The 16,905-nt window shown below is 64.3% G+C and carries 14 protein-coding genes; 10 read left to right on the top strand and 4 right to left on the bottom strand.

Annotated features, from left to right (window positions below; translation table 11 throughout):
* Positions 1 to 28 precede the first annotated feature (28 nt).
* Complete coding sequence (locus tag DDA93_RS00790) at positions 29 to 982, bottom strand: GerMN domain-containing protein (RefSeq protein ID WP_116777828.1); 954 nt, start codon at positions 980 to 982, stop codon at positions 29 to 31.
* 342 nt (positions 983 to 1,324) lie between these two features.
* On the opposite strand from DDA93_RS00790, the gene DDA93_RS00785 reads away from it, so the two are divergent.
* From DDA93_RS00785 to DDA93_RS00765, 5 genes are all read left to right on the top strand, one after another.
* A complete protein-coding gene (locus tag DDA93_RS00785) occupies positions 1,325 to 2,389 on the top strand; it encodes a PhoH family protein (protein WP_116777827.1) in 1,065 nt (354 codons plus the stop codon).
* On the top strand, positions 2,386 to 2,859 hold the full coding sequence (gene ybeY / locus DDA93_RS00780; RefSeq protein ID WP_019482770.1) for an rRNA maturation RNase YbeY: 474 nt from the start codon (positions 2,386 to 2,388) through the stop codon (positions 2,857 to 2,859). Before DDA93_RS00785 ends, ybeY begins: the two co-directional genes overlap by 4 nt.
* Positions 2,856 to 4,172, top strand: a complete 1,317-nt coding sequence (locus DDA93_RS00775) for a hemolysin family protein (RefSeq protein WP_024475919.1) — start codon at positions 2,856 to 2,858, stop codon at positions 4,170 to 4,172. Before ybeY ends, DDA93_RS00775 begins: the two co-directional genes overlap by 4 nt.
* Positions 4,169 to 5,098: a GTPase Era gene (era, locus tag DDA93_RS00770; RefSeq protein WP_019482768.1), complete on the top strand. Its 930-nt coding sequence runs from the start codon at positions 4,169 to 4,171 to the stop codon at positions 5,096 to 5,098. The genes DDA93_RS00775 and era overlap by 4 nt, the downstream gene beginning before the upstream one ends.
* 112 nt (positions 5,099 to 5,210) lie before the next feature.
* Entirely contained in the window at positions 5,211 to 6,737 is a 1,527-nt protein-coding gene (locus DDA93_RS00765; RefSeq protein ID WP_116777826.1) for an LCP family protein, read from the top strand.
* Positions 6,738 to 6,752: 15 nt separating this feature from the next.
* Here the strand turns inward: DDA93_RS00765 and DDA93_RS00760 are convergent, their stop codons facing one another.
* Positions 6,753 to 8,702 (bottom strand): M13-type metalloendopeptidase, encoded by a 1,950-nt coding sequence (locus DDA93_RS00760; protein ID WP_116777825.1) that lies wholly within the window; start codon positions 8,700 to 8,702, stop codon positions 6,753 to 6,755.
* Positions 8,703 to 8,968: 266 nt separating this feature from the next.
* Between DDA93_RS00760 and leuA the strand changes: the two genes are divergently transcribed.
* From leuA to DDA93_RS00745, 3 genes are all read left to right on the top strand, one after another.
* Positions 8,969 to 10,717 (top strand): 2-isopropylmalate synthase, encoded by a 1,749-nt coding sequence (gene leuA / locus DDA93_RS00755; protein WP_019482766.1) that lies wholly within the window; start codon positions 8,969 to 8,971, stop codon positions 10,715 to 10,717.
* Between the two features lie 96 nt (positions 10,718 to 10,813).
* Positions 10,814 to 11,563: a DNA repair protein RecO gene (gene recO, locus DDA93_RS00750; protein WP_019482765.1), complete on the top strand. Its 750-nt coding sequence runs from the start codon at positions 10,814 to 10,816 to the stop codon at positions 11,561 to 11,563.
* Positions 11,560 to 12,366 carry an isoprenyl transferase gene (locus DDA93_RS00745; RefSeq protein ID WP_024475916.1) on the top strand — a complete coding sequence of 269 codons (807 nt, stop codon included), beginning with the start codon at positions 11,560 to 11,562 and terminating at the stop codon, positions 12,364 to 12,366. The genes recO and DDA93_RS00745 overlap by 4 nt, the downstream gene beginning before the upstream one ends.
* 67 nt (positions 12,367 to 12,433) lie before the next feature.
* Here the strand turns inward: DDA93_RS00745 and DDA93_RS00740 are convergent, their stop codons facing one another.
* On the bottom strand, positions 12,434 to 13,528 hold the full coding sequence (locus tag DDA93_RS00740) for an alpha/beta hydrolase (protein WP_024475915.1): 1,095 nt from the start codon (positions 13,526 to 13,528) through the stop codon (positions 12,434 to 12,436).
* A gap of 101 nt (positions 13,529 to 13,629) precedes the next feature.
* On the opposite strand from DDA93_RS00740, the gene DDA93_RS00735 reads away from it, so the two are divergent.
* Positions 13,630 to 14,706 carry a quinone-dependent dihydroorotate dehydrogenase gene (locus DDA93_RS00735; RefSeq protein ID WP_019482762.1) on the top strand — a complete coding sequence of 359 codons (1,077 nt, stop codon included), beginning with the start codon at positions 13,630 to 13,632 and terminating at the stop codon, positions 14,704 to 14,706.
* Positions 14,707 to 14,791: 85 nt separating this feature from the next.
* On the opposite strand, the gene DDA93_RS00730 is transcribed toward DDA93_RS00735, so the two are convergent.
* On the bottom strand, positions 14,792 to 15,427 hold the full coding sequence (locus DDA93_RS00730; RefSeq protein WP_347693133.1) for a DUF3043 domain-containing protein: 636 nt from the start codon (positions 15,425 to 15,427) through the stop codon (positions 14,792 to 14,794).
* On the opposite strand from DDA93_RS00730, the gene DDA93_RS00725 reads away from it, so the two are divergent.
* Complete coding sequence (locus tag DDA93_RS00725) at positions 15,426 to 16,829, top strand: dipeptidase (RefSeq protein WP_116777824.1); 1,404 nt, start codon at positions 15,426 to 15,428, stop codon at positions 16,827 to 16,829. The two genes, DDA93_RS00730 and DDA93_RS00725, sit on opposite strands and share 2 nt — an antisense overlap.
* Positions 16,830 to 16,905 lie beyond the last annotated feature (76 nt).

Genomic DNA, 16,905 nt, shown 5'->3' with positions numbered 1-16,905 from the left:
CGGGTAGGAAAGCAGGAGGCTCAGCTGCCTACTGCACCGTGACGCGCTTGGTGTCGGTATCGAGTTCACGGTTCTCCTGGACGCCCTGCGGACGGTCGAAGACGCTGATCTCGTATTCACCGGGCACCAGGGCGATCGTGAACTCGAAGAGTCCGGGGGAACTGGCGCTGGCGTCCAGTCCCACCGTTCCGGTGCGGTACGATTCCAGCTCATCGCCGACCACCTCGTCGATCCGCCAGTGCAGGACCGCGTTCTCCGTCATTCCGCTGCCTGACACGGTGATCGTAGGCTGGTCGCGGACCGCCCCATGCTGGGGTTCGATGATCCAGATCGGAGCCATCAACGCCGAGTCACGCTGCAACGGGCCACCGAGTTCGATGTGGCCGAAAGCGTTGAACCCCGCCGCTCCGTCCACCAGGACGACGACGCGGCTGGGGTCACCGCCCGAGACCAGGCCCGCGTTGGCCGCCGCCGCTGTGGCTGTGTATACGAGCTGCTGGATGGCACGATAGGCGGCACCCTGGTCGAGCTGCGCATCGAAGGCCTCGGCCGAGATATCGACCGTAATAACGTTGTCGGGGGAGATTGATGCGCTGACAGACTCGGCGGGGAACCACGACCCAAAGTAGTCGGGATCGATTGGTGAGTTGGCGGTCATCGCCTGGACCGCCGCCGCGATTGGGTCACCACCGTTCCCGCCGTCCAGGAACTCCCGGTAAAGCTGGATGCTTCCGTCGCTGTCTCCCATCCAGTAGACGGGGAGCAGGTTGCGCAGGGTAGCGGATTCCGTCACTGCGGAGTGCTCTGCCGACGCTGGGCCAGCTGACGTGTTTGGTTGTCCAGAAAGCGAGGCCGTCGCATCATCGCCGGGGACCGGTGTGCAGCCACCCAGGCCCAGACCAGCGAGGACGATTAGCGCGGTGACCGAGAGAGCGCGTCCAGGCCGGCGCCGGGCAGCATCGCGTTGAAAGGACCACTCCATTCGCGTCCTGTCCTTTCGCTGTACCACTCGGCCGGATTGGTGCGCCGCCGAGTAATGCACTCAAAGCAACGTTTCCAGCTTCGCATATGGCAACAGGCCCCGAACGGGGTTTAGCCAAGTCGTCGCCGGACTGAGACAGGATTGAAACCGGGCCGTTGCCCAGATGAGATCATCTGCTTCCTGGGCGCGCGGAGACGCCGCAAAACCTCCGGTTCCGTCGACGGCGGAATCCGGCGGCCGGGGACGGCCGCCGGGCAGGGACGTAACGTAAGATTAGTCAAGGGGCGGTATGCCGTCACCAACCGATTCAAGGAGAGATGGAAGGCCGCGAGGGCCGATTATATGACCGATTCTTCAGTTGGCATCAGCGCAGTGGGCTTGGACACGAAGGTGGTCCACTTCGATTCGACGGAACAAATGGTTCAAGCGCTTGGAACCAACGATGAGGCGCTCAGGCTGATCGAGAGCACTTTCGTGGGGGTCAATCTTCACGTCCGGGGTAATGAGCTGTCGATCACGGGCCCAGCCGTCGACGTCGCGCGCACCGAACGTCTGATCTCCGAGATCCGCACCCTCGCAGCCAACAACACCACCGTCAACCCCCAGGTTCTCAAACAGCTGGTGTCCATGTTGAAGGATCAGTCGGTGAGTAGTCCCTCCGATGTCCTCACCATGAACATCCTCTCCTCCCGTGGCAGGACTATCAGGCCAAAGACCCTGAACCAGCGGGACTACGTCGAGGCGATTGACCGGCACACGGTGGTGTTTGGCATCGGCCCTGCGGGCACCGGGAAAACCTACCTCGCCATGGCCAAAGCTGTTCAGGCGCTGCAGCATAAGGAAGTCAACCGGATCATCCTCACCCGCCCGGCCGTCGAAGCGGGGGAGCGGCTCGGATTCCTGCCCGGCACCCTCAGCGACAAGATCGACCCGTACCTGCGTCCGCTCTACGATGCGCTGCACGACATGATGGACCCGGACAGCATCCCTCGACTGATGGCGGCCGGCACCATCGAGGTGGCACCTCTCGCCTACATGCGGGGCCGTACCCTCAACGATGCGTTCATCATCCTGGACGAGGCCCAAAACACCACCCCCGAGCAGATGAAGATGTTCCTCACCCGCCTGGGGTTCGGTTCGAAGATGGTGGTCACCGGCGACGTCACTCAGGTGGACCTGCCCGGCGGGACCAACTCAGGGCTACGGGTGGTCAGTGAAATACTTCAGGGTGTGCAGGACGTCAGCTTCCGCACCCTCGACGCCTCCGACGTCGTCAGGCACCGGCTGGTGGGCGACATCGTCACGGCCTACAGTGTCTGGGACGAGAACCAGCGGGCCTCAGCTGCCCGGGATCACCGTGGCCCGCGCGGTCATGCCGGGGCCAAACCGGCTGGAGGCAAACCATGAGCATCGAGGTCAACAACGAGTCGGGGATAGCGGCGGACGAGGAAAACCTGATCCGCCTGGGCCGGTTCCTGCTCGACAGTCTCTTCGTGCACCCGGAAGCTGAGCTCTCGATCATCCTGGTCGACACCACCGCAATGGAGAAACTGCATATCGAATGGATGGACGAACCGGGTCCCACCGACGTCCTGTCCTTCCCCATGGACGAGCTACGACCAGGCACGGCGGGGCGGCTCACACCAGCGGGAGTGCTCGGTGATGTTGTCCTCTGCCCCGAGGTGGCGCAGACCCAGGCCGAGAAGGCAGGGCACTCAACCCAGGAAGAGCTGCTGCTGCTGACCACCCACGGACTGTTGCACCTCCTCGGATACGACCACGCCGAACCCGAGGACGAGGCTGAAATGTTCGGTCTGCAACGCCGTCTGCTGGCCGATTATCTGGGCGGAAAAGCGCCCGAGGAGACAATCAGTTGATCATTTGGCTGCTGGCCTTCATGGCCTTGGGGTTTGTTCTGGTCGCAGCGTTGGTAACCGCAGCCGAGGCCGCCTTTAGTTACCTGCCCCGCCAGGAAGGCGAAGAACTTCTGGCCGGCAAATCTGGCCGGTCACTGCAGCGTATCCTCGCCTCACCGATCGCCCATATGCATGCCCTCAGGTTCTGGCGGGTGTGGTTCGAGATGGCAGCCGCTGTGGCGGTCGCAATCCTCTTCCACGACCTGCTCAACAACGTCTGGATTGCCGGTCTGCTCGCGACCGCCACCATGGCCGCCGTCGGATTCGTGCTCGTTGGCGTTTCACCGCGCCAGCTCGGCCGGACCCACGCGAGCAAAGTGGTTCCAGCGACCGCGGGCCTGGTGAGATTCCTGTGCGGGATCCTCGGACCGATCCCGCGGTGGCTGGTTGCGCTCGGAAGTGCCATTACCCCGGGTGCGGCCCGGGCCGAGGCGGCCTTCTTCACTGAAGAGGAATTCCGCGAACTGCTCTCCCGTGCCAACGACGCCGAAATGATCGAGGACAGCGAAGCGGAACTGATTCACTCAGTCTTCGAACTGGGTGACACCAAGGTGCGGGCAGTGATGGTGCCCCGCACCGACATGGTTCCCATCGAAACCGGGTCCACCCTGAAACAGGCGATGTCCCTTTTCCTCCGCTCCGGCTATTCGCGGATCCCGGTGATTGGCGACAGTGCTGACGACATCATCGGGATCCTCTACCTCAAGGATGTCGTGGCCCAACTGCATGGGCCCGACGGTCGCGACGAGGACCTGGTCGACGGTATCTGCCGGGGAGTGCGCTACGTCCCCGAGTCCAAGCCGGTCAGCGATTTCCTGCAGGAGTTGCAGCGGGAATCGACCCACGTCGCCATCGTTATCGACGAGTACGGTGGAACCGCAGGGCTGGTCACGCTTGAGGACCTCATTGAGGAAATCGTTGGGGAGATTGTCGATGAGTATGACTCGGAGGTGCCGGAACTTGAACAACTGGGCAACGGCGAATACCGGATCAGCTCACGGATGGGAATTGATGACCTGGGCGAAGTCTTCAACGTGGACCTGGAAGACGACGAGGTGGACACCGTTGGTGGACTGCTCGCCAAGACACTGGGCCGGGTCCCGATCGTGGGCAGCGAGGTAACTGTCGGCAGTATCGGCCTCCGCGCCGAACGTGTCGAGGGGCGCCGCAACCGGGTCTCGCACCTTATTGTGTGGAAACGGGAACCAGCATTCGACGACGACGGCCGGGACCGGAATCCCGCACAACTTCAAGGACACGGCGGAATATCATGAGCGAACAGAAGCACCGGGCCGGGTTTGTTTCCCTGGTCGGCCGGCCCAACGCAGGCAAATCGACGTTGACGAACGCGCTGGTGGGACAGAAGGTGGCAATCACCTCGTCCAAACCCCAGACCACCCGTCACACCATCAGGGGAATCGTGCATCGCGAGAACTCCCAGCTGATCCTCGTCGATACGCCAGGCCTGCACCGTCCCCGCACCCTGCTGGGCCAGCGGTTGAACGACCTCGTCGCGGACACCCTGGCCGAAGTGGATGCCATCGGGTTTTGCATCCCGGCCAACGAGCCAATCGGCCCTGGTGACAAGTTCATCACCTCGCAGCTCTCCCGGTTGCAGCGGAAACCGCTGATCGCCGTCGTCACCAAAACCGACCTGGTGGACCGGGCGGCCTTGACCCGCCAGCTGATGGCCGTCGTCGCCCTCGGCGAGGAAGTATTGGGGGAACAAGGCTGGGCCGATGTCGTTCCCGTGTCCGCTGCAGACGGGTTCCAGGTCGAAACGGTCGGCGACGTTTTCGTTTCGCATATGCCGGAATCACCAGCCCTGTACCCTGACGGTGCGCTCACCGACGAGCCGGAAGCCGTGATGGTTGCTGAACTGGTGCGAGAGGCCGCCCTGGAGGGTGTCCGCGACGAAATGCCGCATTCGCTCGCCGTGGTGGTGGACGAAATCGTTCCGCGGGAGGGTCGCAGCGCCGACAATCAGCTCCTCGACGTCAGGGTGAACCTGTTCGTCGAACGTTCCTCCCAGAAGGCGATCATCATCGGGAAGGGCGGCGCGCGTCTCCGCGAGGTTGGCACCAACGCGCGCCAGAGCATCGAAGCTTTGCTGGGCACCCGGATCTACCTTGACTTGCACGTCAAAATTGCCAAGGATTGGCAGCGCGATCCCAAGCAGCTGGTGCGCCTGGGCTTCTGACCGGGCACTACCCGGCTGCAACACACGTTGTTTTTAGTGGCTGGGAGCTGTTTGCTCAGCTGGCACGCACGCCAGCGACTACCGACCGAATTCTTCGAAAGGGCTGCAACGCATGAGTCGTCGACGCGCCGATGCTGGCCAGAACGCTGAGGATTCGGCGGGAGCCCCCGTGGGACGCCACCTGGGCCACCAGGCACCACCGCGGGTCCTGAAGATTATCGCTATCGCCCTGGCAACCGTCCTCGTCGCTGGAGTCGGGTTCGCTTCAGTGCAGCTTCTCCGGCTGCAGGGCAATGTGGCAACCCAGCCGCTGAACCTCTCGACGGACCAGAACGAGACCGACAAGGCCAATCTTGACCGGGACCCGGTCCAGATTCTCATTCTCGGAACCGACACCCGTGAGGGCGCCGAAAACGCTGCCTACGGCGGAGCCGAATTCACCACCGAAACCGGCAACTCCGACGTGATGATGCTGATGCACCTCTCGGCCGACCGCGAGAATGTCACAATGGTCAGTTTCCCCCGCGACCTGCTGGTCCCGCTGCCCGCCTGCCTGGACCCGGAGACCGGGACAATGACACCCTCGCAGGACCTCGCGATGCTCAACGGCGCGCTCGGCAACGGCGGGCCGGGGTGCACGGTGGCCGCAATCAACGAGCTCACCGGGCTGAAAATCGACCACTTCATGATGGCGGATTTCAACGCGGTGAAGGAACTCTCGTCGACTCTGGGTGGGGTCGAGGTCTGTGTCAACAACGCGGTTGAGGATACCTACTCCGGGCTGAGCCTTCCCGCCGGCACCTCCGAGGTGGAGGGCGAACAGGCCCTGGCTTTCCTGCGGACCCGGCATGCGTTTGGCGACGGTGGGGATGAAGGCAGGATCCGCGCACAACAGTCGTTTATGGCGTCGATGGCGCGCAAAATCCAAGACGAGGGCACCCTCACGAACCTGCCCCGGATGTACGCGATCGCCGAGACCATCACCAGGAACCTGACGGTCGACGACGGCCTGAGCCAGATTCCCGATCTGCTGCGGTTGGCCGACCGGCTCAAGGACGTTGACCTTGCCAAGGTAGCCTTCGTCACAATGCCCGTGCTGCCCTACGAGCCTGACCTGAACCGGCTGATCCCCGATGCGGAACCGGCCGAGGAACTGTTCGAGGCGCTGGTCGCCGATCGCAGCATCGTCGGCGAACCCGAGCCGGAGCCGTCGGAGTCAGACCCGTCGGGAACCACCGATGCTTCCGCCTCGCCCGACGCCGAGCCGACCGACGAGCCGGTCCTCGACTTCGATCCGGCAGCCGTTCCGTTCACCATCATCGACTCCTCGGGAAAGACCGATCGGGGTGAGGAGATCCAGGACCTTCTCGTGGAGGAGGGCTACACCCAGGCAGTTGTCACCGAGGACGTGGCAACTCCGGCAACCCAGCTCTTCGTCGGATCGGGTTATGAGGCAATCGGCGCGGCTGTGGCCGAACTGTTCGGACTCGCTGAGGTGCAGGTCCTGTCCAGCCCGGCCACCGTGGGTCTGGCGTTGAGCGTTGGCACCGATTTCACCGCCGGCTCGACCGTCGACACCGACGGGCTCCCGCCAACCCTGACGGGCCAGACCGCCGATCAGGTGACCTGCCAGTCCTAGAGCAGCCGAAAGCGGCTACCAGATCCGGACCCGCTCAGCCGGGTCCAACCACAGGTCATCGGTGTCCGTGACCGAGAAGGCGTCATGGAACTGGTCAAGGTTCCGCGCTACCTGGTTGCAGCGGAACTCGTTGGGGGAGTGGGGGTCAATGGTCAGGCGGCGGAGCGCTTCCTCGGCGCGGATCTTCTGCCGCCAGCAGCTGGCCCAGGAGAAGAAGAAGCGCTGGGCCCCGGTCAGTCCAGCCACGATTGGCGGCTCGGCGCCGTCCAGGCTCAGCAGATAGGCGCGGTAGCCGATCGACAGACCGCCCAGATCCCCGATGTTCTCGCCCAGCGTGAGGCTGCCGTTGACTGAGCTTCCTGGCGCCTCAGCAGGGCAGAGCGCATCATACTGGTCCACCAACCGCTGGGTGAGCGAGTCGAAGGCAGCACGGTCCTGGTCGCTCCACCAGTTTTCGAGGCGCCCGCTGCCGTCGTACTGGGAGCCCTTATCGTCGAAGCCGTGACCGATCTCGTGACCGATCACCGCCCCGATTGCCCCGTAGTTCACTGCCGGGTCGGCGTCGACGTCGAAGAACGGTGGCTGCAGGATCGCAGCCGGGAACACAATCTCGTTCATCGTCGGCATGTAGTAGGCGTTCACGGTCTGCGGGGTCATCAGCCAGTTACCCCGGTCGATCGGACCACCCAGTCGGGAGAGTTGGCGGTCCAGTTCGAATGCGGTGGAGCGGCGAACGTTGCCGTAGGTGTCGCCGTCGACAATCTCCAGTGACGAATAGTCGATCCATTGGTCAGGGAAACCGATCTTGGTGTGGAACCGGTCCAGTTTGGCGAGGGCCCGGGTCTTCGTCTCGTCGGTCATCCAGTCGAGCGAGGTAATGCTTACCCGGTACGCGGCGAGAAGGTTTTCGACCAGGTCGAGCATGATGGCCTTGTGGGTGGGTGGGAAATGCCTCGCGACGTACTCCCGCCCCACAGCTTCGCCGACGGCACCCTCAACCAGCGCCACCCCACGCTTCCAACGGTCCTTGATCTCAGGTGTGCCACTGAGGTGGGTGCCGTAGAAGGCGAAAGCCGGGTCCACAAAGGAACTGCTGAGATAGCCTGCCGCGTGCAGCAGCACCCGAGTGGTCAGCCAGCTCTTCCAGACACTCAGATCCTCGGCCGCCAGCAGCTGGTCCACAGCTGCCAGATAGTCCGGCTGATTGATGACCACTTCGTCGGTTCCCTCACGCCCCCGGGTGAGCTGCTCCAGCCAGGAGCTGCTGAAGGGGGCGAGCTCGGCCAGTGCGTCGCCGGTCAGCAGGTTGTAGGTGGCCTGCGGATCGCGGCGGGTGACGGCATCCATGTGGGAGGACGCGAGCCGGGTCTCCAGTTCGACGACTGCCTCCGCACGAGTCTGAGCCTCGGGGTCACCCGCCGCGGTGAGCAGGGCGACGAGCAGGGTCAGGTACTCGTCTCGGGTCTGACTGAATTTTTCTTCCCGATAATACGATTCGTCGGGCATTCCGAGGCCGGACTGGTGCAGGTGCAGCAGGTAGCGCTCGGGGTTCCCGGCGTCGTTACTGACATAGGGCAGCGCAAGGCCGGCAATTCCGGACCGCGTGAGCTCACCGTCCAAAGCGACCAGTTCCGCGGTCGACGCTACGGCGTTGATCCGATCGAGGAGCGGAAGCACCGGTGCGACACCCAGCTGCTCGATCCGCTCCTCAGCCATGAATGAACTGTAGAGAGCCTTGATCCTGAAGTTGTCGCCGGCCGGATCAGCTGTGGCCGCGGCATTCTCGATGATCTGCCGCACGGCCAGTTCAGCGGCATCCCGCAGCTGGGTGAATGCTCCTTCGAGGGGCCGGTCCGAGGGAATCTCCGTGGAGTTCAGCCAGGTCCCGTTGACGTGCCGGAACAGGTCGTCCTGCACCCTCGCGTCGGTGTCTGTTGCCGCCTCTGTGGTCCCTGCCAATGCCATGGGTTTTCCTAACTGGTGTGAGTCGAATCAGTCCGAAGCCCATCCTATGCTCCGTGCTAGGGTTGGCTTGTGCGCGCAGAACTGCTCCTTCTTAGCTGCCGCGGCGGGGCCATCACGACCAGGTAGTCAACACGACACGGTCAAGGCCGATTCCCCGCTGCGGAGTCTGTAATGCCCGGCCCCAGCCCAGATATCTGGTTTTAGTCCCGTCACATGGACTGCTGAAGAGTCTGCCCCGCGAACCTCCACAGAACAGGCCACACCCCATGCGCAACGCACAAAAATCCTCCGGAATGCCGTTCCATAAATACACGCCCTTCCAGGATCAGATCTCGGTTCAGCTGCCCGATCGCACCTGGCCCGACAAGGTCATCACCCAGGCGCCACGCTGGTGCGCCGTTGACCTGAGGGACGGCAACCAGGCCCTCATCGACCCGATGAGCCCCGAACGCAAGCACAAGATGTTCGACCTGCTCGTTCAGATGGGTTACAAGGAAATTGAGGTCGGATTCCCGTCGGCATCACAGACCGATTTCGATTTTGTCCGCCAGCTGATCGAGACGGACCGGATTCCCGACGATGTCACCATCCAGGTCCTCACCCAGGCCAGGGAACACCTGATCGAGCGCACCTACCAGTCGATCGAGGGCGCAGACCGGGCCATCGTCCACCTCTACAACTCGACGTCGGTGCTGCAGCGCCGGGTGGTGTTCAACCAGGACATGGACGGCATCATCGACATCGCACTGACCGGAGCGCGGCTGTGTAAGAAGTTCGAGGAGACCCTGCGGAACACCGAGGTCACCTACGAGTACTCTCCCGAGTCCTTCACCGGCACCGAACTGGAATTCGCCGCACGAATCAGCAACGAGGTCGCGGCTGTGCTTGAGGCGAGTTCCGACCGCCAGATGATTCTGAACCTCCCGGCAACCGTCGAAATGGCCACCCCCAACGTCTACGCTGACTCCATCGAGTGGATGTGCCGGAACCTGGACAACCGTGAAAACATCATCCTGTCGCTCCACCCGCACAACGATCGTGGCACCGGGGTAGCAGCGGCGGAGCTCGGCTACCTGGCGGGGGCTGATCGGATCGAGGGATGCCTGTTCGGCAATGGTGAACGCACCGGAAACGTGGACCTGGTCACCCTCGGCATGAACCTTTATGGGCAGGGCATCGACCCGATGATCGACTTTTCCGACATCGATCACATCAGGCGGACCGCGGAATACTGCAACCAGCTCCCCGTCCCCGAACGCTCACCCTATGGCGGCGACCTGGTGTTCACAGCCTTCTCCGGCTCACACCAGGATGCGATCAAGAAGGGCTTCGAGCGAATGGAGAGCGACGCCGCCGAGGCTGGAACAACAGTCCAGGACATCCCCTGGGCGGTCCCCTACCTTCCCATCGATCCGAAGGACATCGGGCGCAGCTATGAGGCAGTGATCCGGGTGAACTCGCAGTCCGGCAAGGGTGGCGTGGCGTACCTGCTGAAAAACGAGCACAGCCTCGATTTGCCGCGCCGCGCGCAGATCGAGTTCTCGGGGGTCATCCAGCGCCGCACGGATACCGTCGGTGGGGAAATCAGCGGAGCCGAACTCTGGAAGGTGTTCCAGGACGAGTACCTGCCGAGTCGCGCCGCAGGAGCGGGCACCTGGGGCCACTACGCACTCACCAGCGTCAACACCGCGACTGCTGAGGACGACTCCTTCAAACTGACCGCCTCCCTGCTCGTGAACGGCGTCCAGCAGCGACGCTCTTCCCAGGCGAACGGCCCGATCGCTGCGCTGCTCGCCATTCTCGGCGAAGATGGGGTGGATGTGCGCGTGCTCGATTACACCGAGCACGCACTGTCCGCTGGCGGCAACGCCCGCGCCGCAGCCTATGTCGAGTGCACCATCGGGGAACGCGTGCTGTGGGGTATCGGCATCGATGCCAACACCACCATGGCCGCACTGAAGGCGGTCATTTCTGCCGTAAACCGGGCGATCCGCGACCAGCAGCAGCCCAGCTAGCTGCAGCAGCCACGTGGCGCCGCGTGTGCATCCATCGGGTGGGGCTCACCGCCGACGGATGCACACGTGCGGCCCAAGGGGTGCGAAAATAGGTCTGTGTCTTCGTCCTTCGCCTCCCGCACCTACCGCGCCGAAGGCGTGGTGCTGCGCACCTACAAGCTGGGCGAAGCCGACCGGATTATTGTCTTCCTGACCCGCGACCATGGGCAGGTCCGGGCGGTAGCCAAAGGCGTGCGACGGACCAGCAGCAAGTTCGGGTCCCGGCTGGAACCCTATATGACGGTCGATCTGCAGCTGGTGGCTGGCCGCAACCTCGACGTCGTCACGCAGGCGCAGACCAAGGGAGCCTACGGGCATGGGATCGCTGCCGACTACGGACGGTACACCGCCGCTGCGGCGATCGCGGAGACCGCCGAGCGGCTGACCGACGCCGACGGCGAGTCCTCCGGTGCGCAGTACAACCTGATCGTGGGGGCCCTGTCCGCCCTGAGCAGGGGTCTGCACGCGCCGGAGCTGATCCTCGACTCCTACCTGTTGCGGGCTCTTGCCACCGCGGGGTGGGCGCCGAGTTTCACCGACTGCGCCCGTTGCGGCACGCCCGGCCCTCATACCGCGTTCTCGGCACCGCTCGGTGGCGGCGTTTGCCCCGACTGTCGGCCACCCGGTGCGGCATCGCCAGCGCCGGAGTCCATGGAACTGCTCGCCGCCCTCTTGTCCGGAAACTGGGGAACAGCGGATGCCTCCAGTCCGCAATCCCGCAGGGAGGCGGCGGGATTGGTGGCAAGCTATCTACAGTGGCACCTCGAACGCGTCGTCAAATCTCTCAAACTAGTGGAGCGTCAGTGAACCAGGACCGACCAGGTACCCGCCCCGTCCGGCCATGGCCCCATCCATCGGGCGAGGTGGCACCGGCTATCCCGGCGCAGTTCGTGCCAAAGCACGTGGCGATTGTGATGGACGGGAACGGCCGATGGGCCAACCAGCGCGGGTTGCCCCGGACAGAGGGGCACCGGGCGGGTGAGGCTGCGCTGCTCGATGTGATGGCCGGCGCCATCGAGATTGGGGTGAAGCACGTGTCGGTGTACGCCTTCTCCACCGAGAACTGGAAACGGTCGCCCGAGGAAGTGCGTTTCCTGATGGGGTTCAGCCGGGATGTGCTGCGCCGGCAACGTGATCAACTCGACGCGTGGGGGGTGCGGATTCGCTGGTCGGGCAGGCGGCCACGGTTGTGGCAGTCGGTGGTCAAGGAACTCGAATTAGCCGAACAGCAGACCCTGGGGAACACTACCTGCACCCTGACAATGTGCGTCAACTATGGTGGCCGCGCCGAAATCGCCGACGCCGCCAAAGCGATCGCCGAGCAAGTGGAGGCCGGTAGGCTGCGTGCGTCGGCCGTGTCCGAGAAAACCATCCAAAAGTACCTTGATGAACCCGACCTCCCGGACGTGGATTTGTTCCTGAGGACGTCCGGGGAGCAACGGTTCTCCAATTTCATGCTGTGGCAGTCCGCCTACGCAGAGATGGTGTTCATGGACGTGCTGTGGCCCGACGTCGACCGTCGGGTTTTGTGGCGAGCCATCGGCGAATACGCGGGCCGGGACCGACGGTTCGGGGGCGCCGTGGATCAGTCGTCGCCAGCGACCAAATAGTGTCGCCGCGGCCGACCCGGTAGCGTCCCGGTGGTGACCGGGTAGCGTCCCCTTAGTGGCCAGAGGTTCAGCCTGCCTGCTGCTGGCAGCGCAGCCACCGATCCAGGGATCGGTATACCTCGCGGCGGACAGGTTCCCGGGACAGCAGGACATCGTGCAGGGCGCCCTCAAACCGGCAGACGGTGACGGTGGGGCCGAGCTGGAGCGCCCGTTGGGTCATCAGGGTGACATCGAGCACGCTATCCGAGGTCAGCATTGAGTCATTCCAGACCGGGCTGACCGACGAGCGGGCCGAGGCCAGAACCAAGACGGGCACGTCGATGGCCAGGCCCCTCCGCACCTGTGCGTGGCCCGCCAACACTGCTGCAACCCAGCCGGCCCGGATCGGGAAGCCGAACTCGGGTCGCCACTGTGGGTGGATTTCCCACTCGCCGTCGGCGGCGTTGCTGATGCTGCGCCAATAGAAGCCAAACTCCGGCAAGATCAGCTTCGCTTTCGGCTTGAACCGGATGATGGGGTCCAGCAGGCCCTGGGTTGCGCCACGCAGGATCGGGTTGCTCTGCACATCGAGCCAGGGGCTGTTCAGGATCAGGCTCTCGATCCTGCCAGGGTTGCGGTGGGCCCACAGGGAAGCGATCAGCCCGCCCGTCGAGTGGGCCATCAGGTGAATCAACACGTCGGTTCCCACGCCGTGGCGCGCCCTGACCCGGGATTCAATCGCCCGCAGCGCAGCGTCAATATCCTCGTCATACTCGTCGAGGTTCGCCACATAGCCGGGGGTTTGCCCGTCACGGAGACTACGCCCGTACTTTTTCAGATCCAGCGCATAGAACTCAACGCCGCGGTCGGCACAAAAGGCAGCCAGGCCACGGTGCAGGAAGTAGTCGCTCCAACCGTGGATGTACAGGACGGCGCTGACTGGGGGAGGGGCGACGCTCGGGGCCTCCGGGACGGGGGCCATCCGAGCCGTCAAGCGGGACCACCAGTTGGCCAGGTGCTGCAGGCCGGGGGAGGTCTCTGGCGTCGGGGGAGTTTCAGCGGTGACTGGCGGCGTGTAGGCCACCAGTGTGGCGACGCAGGGCCCCTCATCATCAGCAGCCAGTTTGAGGTCGGCGGCGGTGAATCCGTCGCCCAGATAATCCGGTCTCCATGTCAGCCCCATTCGAAAACTGTAGCCCGTCTCACCACGGGTCCAGCAGATTCGCTGGTCGGTGCGTGCAACGCAAGTTGTTGTTGACCGCCCCAGCGTGGGAGTTTTAGATCATGCGAATCTACCCTGCCCTTTTTCAACTGGTCTTTGCCCGCATGGACGCCGAAAAGGCCCATCGCATTGGTTTCCGGCTGATTCGCGTGGCCGAGCGTACGCCGGCCGGCCTGGTACTGCGGCACCTGACCAAACCGCACCCGGGCCTGCAGACCTCAGCCTTCGGGCTCACCTTCCCCTCCCCGTTCGGTCTGGCCGCCGGATTCGACAAGGAAGGGCACGGCATCACCCCACTCACCAGCCTGGGATTCGGGCACATCGAGGTGGGCACCATCACCGGGCAGGCGCAACCGGGCAACCCGACCCCGCGGCTGTTCAGGCTGGTCGCCGACCGGGCAGTGATCAACCGGATGGGCTTCAACAACGACGGCGCCGCGGCCGTTGCCCCGCGGCTGAGGGCGGCACGCACCAAACTCGAACGGCGGTACGTCGCCAACCGGCCGATGATCGGGGTCAACATCGGGAAGACGAAGTCGGTCAATCTCCGCGACGCCGTCGAGGACTACCTGGTCAGTACCCGCGAGCTGGCGCCCGCCGCCGACTATCTGGTGGTCAACGTCAGCTCACCAAATACGCCCGGCCTGCGCCTCCTGCAGAACGTCGAATCGCTCCGACCCCTGCTCACTGCCGTCAGGGCAGCGGCCGACGAGGCCGCCGGGCGGCCGGTTCCCCTCCTGGTCAAGATTGCACCCGATCTTGAGGACCAGGACATCGACGACGTCGCGGCCCTCGCCGTCGACCTTGGACTGGACGGCGTGATCGCGACGAACACCACCATCACACGGTCGGGGCTGGTGACCGACAACGCGACCGTCATGAAGTGTGGAGTCGGCGGCCTCAGCGGGGCGCCGCTGAAGCAGCGTTCGCTCGAGGTGCTTCGCCGTCTCCGCGCCGCCGCCGGTGAGAACCTGGCGATCGTGTCGGTGGGCGGGGTCGAGTCAGCGGAGGACGTCCTCGAACGCCTCGATGCCGGCGCCACCCTGGTGCAGGGCTACACCGCGTTCCTCTACGAAGGACCATTCTGGGCCCGGCACATCAACCGGCGCCTGGAAGCCCTGCTCGCGGCACGGCAGTGACCCCGAACCAGTGACCCCAAAACAGTGACCCCGCAAAAATAACCCCGGGCCGCTGGGCGCCCCGGGGTTATTTTTCTAGAGATAGTCAGGCGGGGTACTGGCCGCGCTTCACCAGCGGCTTGGGCAGCCGCAGCCGGCGGAGCTGCAGCCCACGGGTGACTCCGTACCAGAGGTCACCGCGGGCAGGCTCGCCGAACTTGGCGGTCAGCTTCGACTTGAGTGAACGCCGCAACAGGAAACAGTCCAGCACAACGGCGAGGATAAGGATCCAGAAGGCGTTCAACACGATCGCCTGTACCTGGAGGTTCTGCACAAAGCTCAGGAGCACAAACACCAGGGCGGCAACCATCAGGAACTCTCCGAGGTTCCAGCGGGCATCGACGAAATCCCTGATGTAACGACGGGCTGGGCCCTTGTCGCGCAACGGTAGGTACCGTTCATCGCCGGTATCGAGGGCCTGGCGCGTTTTGAGCCGCTCTGCCCGCTGCGCATCACGGCTTGCGGCCCTGGCTGCCTTCCGGTCGTCAGGCACCAACGGCCGTTTCCGCGCAGCCTCCTGCGAGCTACGGCGTGGCGTCGGCGCTCCCTTGCCTACTGGGCGCTCTGCGGGTAACTGGTCTACTGGGGCCTCAGGGGCCTCTTTTTTTCGTCCAAACACCCTCCAAGGATACCCGGCCTGATCGGACCCGTGGTCCCGGTCACTGTGTAAGGTCGACAGCATGACTCCCGAACAGCTTTCGTCCAGCACCGACTATTCAGTACAGGAACTCCGGGCGGCAGTAGCCGCCGGGTTCGACCAGACGGTCAGTCAGCTCGTAGGCCTGGTGGGCATTCCGGGAATCGCCTGGGAAGCCTTCGACCCGGCGCAACTGGATCGCAGCGCCGCCGCCGTCGCCGAGCTCATCGGCGCCGCAGGCATCAGCGACGTCCAGGTGCTGCGGGTCAGCACTGACGGGGTGCCGGGCGGCCCGGCTGTCGTGGCGCGTCGCCCCGCCGCCCCAGGCAAACCGACCGTGCTGCTCTATGCCCACCACGACGTCCAGCCTCCCGGCGATCCGGAGCTGTGGGACAGCGAACCGTTTACCGCCGTCGAACGCGACGGCCGGCTCTACGGCAGGGGAGCCGCCGATGACAAGGCGGGCATCATGGCGCACCTGGGTGCACTGCGTGCACTCGACCAGGTGCTGGGGGAGGACTTCGGCGTCGGCGTCACCTTGTTCATCGAGGGTGAGGAAGAGGCCGGCTCGCCGACCTTCAGGACATTCCTCGAAACCCACCGGGAACTGCTGCAGGCAGACGTCATAGTGGTGGCAGATTCCAGCAACTGGAAGGTCGGGGTTCCGGCGCTGACCACGAGCCTGCGTGGCCTCGTCGACGGGACCGTCGAGGTGCAGGTCCTGGAACATGCCGTTCATTCGGGAATGTTCGGTGGACCGGTGCTCGACGCGCCGACCCTGCTGTCCCGTCTGATCGCTACCTTCCATGACGACGCCGGCGACGTCGCGATCGCCGGTCTGGCCGGCGGTGACGACGCGACGGTCGACTACCCCGAGGCCGATTACCGGGCCGATGCGTCAGTGCTCGACGGCGTTCGTCTCGCCGGCACCGGATCGATCGCTTCGCGGCTCTGGACCAAACCCGCACTCTCCATCATCGGGATCGACGCACCAACGGTTGCGCTCTCGTCCAACACCCTGCTTCCCCGGGCCCGAGCCAAGTTCAGCCTGCGACTCGCCCCCGGCCAGGACCCGGCGTCGGCCATGGCCGCGGTGAGGGACCATGTGGAACGCAACGCCCCCTTTGGCGCGAGGGTCACGTTCACCGCGGGGGAGACCGGCAACGCCTTTGCTGCCGACACCACCGCACCGGCAGCAAAGACCGCACTCTGGGCGCTCGAAGAATCGTGGGGGGTCCCGGCGGTTGAAGCCGGTATGGGCGGGTCGATCCCGTTCATCGCCGATCTCACCGAGGTCTACCCCTCCGCGCAGATTCTGATCACTGGGGTGGAAGATCCGGACTCCAGGGCACACAGTGCCAACGAATCGCTGCACCTTGCCGAATTCCAGAAGGCAGTCCTCGCCGAAGCCCTCATGCTGTCCCGGATCAATACCGACGGGTTGTGAAAAGCCGGGGGTTGGTCCCGAACGGGACTGCCGACGTACCATTGGGTAGGACGCAAAACCGCGACACGTGTCCACA

Source organism: Arthrobacter sp. Bz4, from assembly GCF_003075455.1.
In the GTDB taxonomy this organism is placed as follows: Bacteria; Actinomycetota; Actinomycetes; order Actinomycetales; family Micrococcaceae; genus Arthrobacter_D.
The sequence above is the reverse complement of the archived record's forward strand: the minus strand, read 5'-3'. Positions and strand labels throughout refer to the sequence as shown.